General features: G+C 57.9%; 6 protein-coding genes. 1 reads left to right on the top strand and 5 read right to left on the bottom strand.

From position 1 onward, the window contains the following. The 5 genes from IQ254_RS29385 to IQ254_RS29365 all read right to left on the bottom strand — a co-directional run. On the bottom strand, window positions 1–1212 hold a 1212-nt coding region (locus IQ254_RS29385), incomplete at its 3' end, for an SAV_2336 N-terminal domain-related protein (RefSeq protein ID WP_228041217.1). 6 nt (window positions 1213–1218) lie between these two features. Then, window positions 1219–2271, bottom strand: a complete 1053-nt coding sequence (locus tag IQ254_RS29380) for a MoxR family ATPase (protein WP_193969696.1) — start codon at window positions 2269–2271, stop codon at window positions 1219–1221. Window positions 2272–2273: 2 nt separating this feature from the next. Further along, window positions 2274–4208 carry a trypsin-like peptidase domain-containing protein gene (locus IQ254_RS29375; RefSeq protein ID WP_193969695.1) on the bottom strand — a complete coding sequence of 645 codons (1935 nt, stop codon included), beginning with the start codon at window positions 4206–4208 and terminating at the stop codon, window positions 2274–2276. A gap of 6 nt (window positions 4209–4214) precedes the next feature. Continuing rightward, complete coding sequence (locus IQ254_RS29370) at window positions 4215–4559, bottom strand: CU044_2847 family protein (protein WP_193969694.1); 345 nt, start codon at window positions 4557–4559, stop codon at window positions 4215–4217. A gap of 236 nt (window positions 4560–4795) precedes the next feature. Next, window positions 4796–5098: a hypothetical protein gene (locus IQ254_RS29365; protein WP_193969693.1), complete on the bottom strand. Its 303-nt coding sequence runs from the start codon at window positions 5096–5098 to the stop codon at window positions 4796–4798. A gap of 27 nt (window positions 5099–5125) precedes the next feature. Between IQ254_RS29365 and IQ254_RS29360 the strand changes: the two genes are divergently transcribed. After that, window positions 5126–5539, top strand: coding sequence for an ACT domain-containing protein (locus IQ254_RS29360; RefSeq protein ID WP_193969692.1), 414 nt, complete (start codon window positions 5126–5128; stop codon window positions 5537–5539). The last annotated feature ends 33 nt before the right edge of the window (window positions 5540–5572 follow it).

Here is a 5572-nt window from a genome sequence, read left to right as displayed (position 1 = left end):
GGGCGGTAGGGGCACCAGAGCCGCCCGGCTGACCGCATAGCCGGGGGTGGTGGCATCGCCAAAACCCGCCAGCACCCTAGCCCACTGGTGCAGCGGGTAGGCCTCTAGGCTGACCACCGGCACCGTCACCAGAGGAGCGGGTTTCTTTGGTATTACCTCAAAGCGAGACAAATCTCCTAGGGAGGAGCCAGCAGCCAGGGGTTCAGAAGTTCCGGGATGACTTGCTCCTGTCTCCTGACTCCTAACTCCTTCCTTGAAAGCATTAGCTTTCGCCACCTCACCAAACGGCAATGTTTCAGTCACCCGCAGCTGGGCATTGGGCACCCCAGGGGTAAACGCTGCCAGGTGAATCGGCAAGCCTCGCCCTAGGGTGGTGCGCGGCCACAGGCGACCGGGCAGCAGCTGCACCAGGGTAGTGGGGCAGTGCTTGCCCCAGGTGGCTAGCCACTGGTAAATCTGGGGCTGCTGCCACAGGGGCGAGGTGCAGTCGCTCACCAGCCAAATGATCCGCCGTCCGGCAGGGTCTACTAAGGTTTTAGGCTGGCCCGTAGCCTGGGTCATCTCGGTATAGCGCCAGTGGGGTAGCAAATTTAGCCTGCTGCCCTGGCCCTGCACTTGCCAGGTGCTCACCCGGCGAAAGGCTCCCTGGCGCTCGGCCAGCAGCTTGAGCTCGGCCAGGGTATCGCGCCAGATTGGGGTCGATCGCGACTGCTCGATCACAATGGCCAGGTCAAACCAGCGCTCTGGGGCGGGGGCCATCACCGCCGACCAAATGCCCTGCTCGGCAATTTGCTCGGTGGTCGCCTCGGCATCAAACACCGTAGCTACGCGGGAGGGCACCTTGAGCATGAGCGGGCGCAGGGCTTTGGCCAGCTCTCGCCGGGCTCGCAAGGCCGGAGCCGCCGGAATTTGGATCGGCATGCCCTGGGGCGGATCGTCACCGTCGGTAGGGCGATCGGGGGTAGCGGCAGGGCTGGCGGTCACCGGTAGAGAGGCATCGGCGGTGGTGTCTATCCGGCGTTCGGTGATAGTCACGCCGGTATTGTCGGGGTCGGGTTCTGGGTCTTCGGCTACTGCGTCGATAGCTCCAGGCTGAACGTACTGGGCTAGCCAGAGGGCATCGGCCACGCTGTCAGCATCAAACCCCAGCCCAGCCGCATCCAGCAGGGTGGCAAAGTCTTTCACAGTCTGAAGCTGACGGATGCGGGGCATAGGCGGCTAGCCCTCGTTGCTGTCGAGGTATTTCAGCAATTGCTGCACCAGGTCGTCTTTGGTTTGGCCCGTGGGGGCCTGGTGGCGAGACAGCAGATAGACAACATTGAGCAGTTGGTCGGTGGCCAACACCCCGGTTTCTTTTTTGCGCTTATCGTCAAATTGTTTGATTAGCTCGTCGGCCTGGGCACCGGCATCGGGCAGGTGCACCCGCACAATTTGCTCCAGGCGTTTGCGGTCGGGGTCGCCCATATCGAGCCGCAGGCAGCGCCGCAAAAACGCGGGCGGAAACTCCCGCTCGTCGTTGCTGGTCATGACCACAAAGGGAAAGTGGGTGCAGCTGACGAGACCATTGGGAATCTCGGCCTGGGCTGGCTCATTGGGCTCGGTAAAGGCTGTCTGCACTGCGATCGCGCCCGGCACCTTATCTTTTAACCGCACCAGCTCGGGAATCAAAAACTTACCTTCTTCAAACACATGGAGCAGGTCGTTGGGTAGATCGATATCGCTTTTGTCGATTTCGTCGATCAGCAGCACGCGGGGTTTGTCGGCAGGCAGCAGCGCCGTGCCCAGTGGCCCCAAGGTAATGTACTCGCCGATACGGCTGAGGGTTTCTTCAATGCGCTGCTGGGCGGCTTTGGCATTAGCGGGTTTGCCCTCGCTCTGAAAGCGCAGCTGCGTATCTTGCAGGCGACCGACGGCGTCGTAGGTGTAGAGGCCATCTTTAAGGCTGGTGCGAGTGGTGATCGACCACTCCAGCACTTCGCCCAGGCCCAGGGCGTAGGCCACGGCATAGGCCAGTGAGGTTTTGCCGGTGCCCGGTTTGCCCGTTACCAGCAGGGGCCGTCGCAGGTAGAGGGCCGCATTGACCAGGTCGATCTCGGCTTCGCGAGGCTGAAAGGTTTTGCCTCGGCGCTCGGTTTTGGTTTCTGCGGTACTGTGGCTCTGGCTAAAAGAGCGCCAACTGGGTGGGTTAGGCAACTCGCTCAGGCGATCGGGTTCCTGAACTAGGGTGCCGTCGGGGCCAGTGGTGCCGGTAAAAATCTTCCAGTCAGTCATGGCTAGTGGGGCATCTCAAGGGGGTAGTCGGCGGTAGGAGCAGCGGTTTCGGTGGGCACTAGCTTGGGGTTTTCCCACACTAGGGCGAGATGGTGGCCAAAGTGGCGATCGCTGCGTTTTTCAAAAGCTGCCTTCCGAGCTTCTCTGACTTTACAGGCAATCTCGCCCAGGGGATGTTCGAGCAGGCCGTTAAAAAAGCGTTTGCACTGGGTTTTGGGCGGGCTTTTGCGCAGCCACAGGGCAGCCGGGGCAGCCCCCATGACTAGGGCCAGCAGGCGCTGCTGGCGATCTTTTGGTGGCAGGGTATTGACCAGGTGCATACCCAGGCAATCGGCTTTGGCAAAGACAGTTTGAAAATCATGACAATGCCCTGAAGTTAAAACCTTTTTGGCCTGTTGTTGACTAGCAATGGCAGCTTTGATGCTGGTCCATTTATTTTGCCAGGGGGAGCGCAGATGGCTGAAATAAGGCTCTACTCGCTCAGCAATGCGCAGCACCACAGGGTACCGAAACCCAATGGGGAAAATGGCCACAGATTCTTCATCAACAAGCGCTTGCAGGTGAGGCGGCAGCTGCTGTTTGGCCTGTTCGTCCCAATGGTCTACCTCGCTGTCCAACAGCGGAATGGGCAGCAGCATTTCTAGGGTTAACTCTTTCTCAATTAGAGCCTGGCCATGGCTCGTGCTGATTTCTTGCAGGCAGGCTTGCAGCACCTTTTCCAGGTCGGCCTTGGCAACCGTATCGCCCTGAAGAGAGTCTCTAAATCGGTTTACGGCTGTGAGCGTGATACCGCCTGCCCCGCTAACCGGGTCGTAGACACTGGCATCGGGAATAAAGACAGCGCTGACCAGATACCTCGCCTTGCTGTCGTAATCGGGGCTGGTGCGCACCCACAGCAGTAGATGCGCCTCGGTAGTTTGATGGCGTTGGGCCAAGATCGGGGCCAAACTCTGCTGGGCTACAGCCACAAGTGCCGCTAAGTCTGCCCCTCGGTGCTCTAGCCAATGGGTTAGGGCCGTGCGTAGCTCTGCGGCTAGCCCTAGCTCTGGCAGGGTCAGCATGGCTCCGACAAGAGTCAGCATGTCGGGCACCGAGTCACGTTGAGAGGGGATAGAGAGTAACTGGGTCAGATTTTCGCGCAGGGCCAGCGCGCGATCGGCCTGGCTCGATAGAGGAAAGGCCGATAGGCGATCGCCCGCAGCTGCCCGATAGGCGATCGCCACCGCATCACTTACCACTACGGCTTGTGGCCCCAAAATATCTAGCAGCGACTCTAGCTCGACGGCTTCTAGGGCGCGCTTGAGTCGCGAAACCGGCAGCATATAACCGACTTTGGCTTCTTCGCGTTCTTTGTCGCGGGCTACGACTATACCGATAATGGCGTTGCCTAAAGATGGGCTCCAGACTGGAGCACCGCTAAAGCCGGGTTCAATGGCGTAGCCAGTGGCCTGGTTGTCCTTCATTTGCACCATGCCATCTAGATCGTAGACGGGGGCCATAGTGGTGCCTGTGGCCCATCCCCCTGGGTCGAGTTTGGCGGGAAATCCTAAAACCCTAAATTCTTTCTCCCAGTAATCTGATGGAATGCTCAAGGGCAAAATCTTGGCCCCTGCGGGTATGGATCCCTGCAATTTCAGCACGGCTACATCTTTATCTGCAGCAGGGTCATGCTTTGGGCAGCGCCAGTAGACCACGGTAGCTTTGGCAGGTTGTTCTGTATTTGCAACGCGAAACTCTAGATCAATCTCCTGCCCCAGGATATCGGCAGCGGGTATTTGATAAGACTTGCGGTTGTGCCCCAGTGCTTTTGAAACCACGTGGGCACAGGTCATTAGATAGCCATCAGCAACAAAAAAGCCTACACCAATGACATTGCTGCCTCGGCAAACCCGCGCGATCGCTGCCAAATAAAGTTCATCGTTAACTGGTTGCGCCATTCACTCTTAGTTGCTGCCCTGGTTCCACTTCAACGTAATCTCGAAATTTACCTCTCCGCCAACCGAGGTGAAGATAGCCCCAGCATCGGCACTGAGGGTGAGGCCAAATTTGACCTCGACTTCATCAGCTGGGGTGGTTAGCCCGGTCTTAAATCGAGAAATAATCGCATTGGCCACAGGTTGTATTTTGTCGAGAGCCTGCACGAGGGTTTGGGTAGCTTGGTACACCATCATCCCGGCCTCTAGCCCGACTTCTTCAAGGGCACTGTCATCACTGGGCGCTGGCACGGTGAATAGTACCGTAATGTCGCTGCCTTCCTCAAGCTGAAATTGTGCGATCGCATTTTCCATAGCGGTTAGATTGCTCCACGTAGGCCAAAGCTAGCATTTAGCTTATGGGCATACCAACAGCATGAATCAATTCATTTCCGCAAATTGGGCATCAACTTAAAGCGGGACATTGCTGTCATTGAGGAGACAGAAGTCAGGAACCAAAAATACTGCCAACACTGGCTTCTGATTCCTGGCTCCTGCATGTCAAGGGTTGCCAGCATTCCGCAAAGCAGATCGCCCGAAAATTTGAGTGACTACGACTCATCAACCGAGCAGCCCCGTTTCCTCAACCGCTGATGTAAACGCTCAACATCCACTTCTTCGCCTGCTTCAATAACTGTTATCCACTGAGTAGGGTCATCAAGGTCTTTGATGCGCTCCATAGCCCGTGTCTCGGCGGATCGTTTGTCCAGGGGTTGAGCCTCATCCCGATGGTGCTTCCAGGCCAGGTCGTCGACAAAATCTCGCATGGTGTGCAGCTCCGCTTCGGAGGGGGTTTTGAGCTGTTGGGTAATCTGTTCGACGAGGGGAGCTAGGGTGCTATTGTCCATAGCCATAGGGATGGAACCGGGTAGCTATAACTCATGACTGGAGAGACTGACCTAAGCAAGCTGCTCACCTCTATGCAGCCTTTGCTCCAACCGGGGGAGTACGTGTTTTGCAGCATCCCCGCTCAAACCAGCTATTCACCTAGCCTAGACCCCATGGGATGCTTTAAAGAAGAGGAAGGACTAACGCTGATCCTGTCTCGTCAACAGGCCGATGAGGTGGGCCTGCCCTACGATGCCGTCTTTGCCATGATCACCCTTGCGGTGCACTCTAGCCTGGAGGCAGTGGGGTTTTTGGCGGCGATCGCCACCCACCTCGCCAGCCACGGCATCAGCGTCAACCCGGTTTCGGCCTTCTACCACGACCATCTGTTTGTCCCTGCGGCCCAGGCAGAGCGGGCGATCGCCTTGCTCGAGGCCCTATCTCAGGCCAACCATGATGCCCCTTGACGCCAGGCTCCCCGGCTCCCCTGCCCCCTACTC

The organism is Nodosilinea sp. LEGE 07088 (genome assembly GCF_015207395.1).
Classification (GTDB): Bacteria; Cyanobacteriota; Cyanobacteriia; order Phormidesmidales; family Phormidesmidaceae; genus Nodosilinea.
The sequence above is the reverse complement of the archived record's forward strand: the minus strand, read 5'-3'. Positions and strand labels throughout refer to the sequence as shown.

Bases quoted from the DNA above. Each gene is read 5' to 3' on its own strand.
- IQ254_RS29375 (WP_193969695.1), bottom strand. From the start codon at position 4,208: ATGGCGCAACCAGTTAACGATGAACTTTATTTGGCAGCGATCGCGCGG.
- IQ254_RS29360 (WP_193969692.1), top strand. From the start codon at position 5,126: ATGACTGGAGAGACTGACCTAAGCAAGCTGCTCACCTCTATGCAGCCT.
- IQ254_RS29370 (WP_193969694.1), bottom strand. From the start codon at position 4,559: ATGGAAAATGCGATCGCACAATTTCAGCTTGAGGAAGGCAGCGACATT.
- IQ254_RS29365 (WP_193969693.1), bottom strand. From the start codon at position 5,098: ATGGCTATGGACAATAGCACCCTAGCTCCCCTCGTCGAACAGATTACC.
- IQ254_RS29380 (WP_193969696.1), bottom strand. From the start codon at position 2,271: ATGACTGACTGGAAGATTTTTACCGGCACCACTGGCCCCGACGGCACC.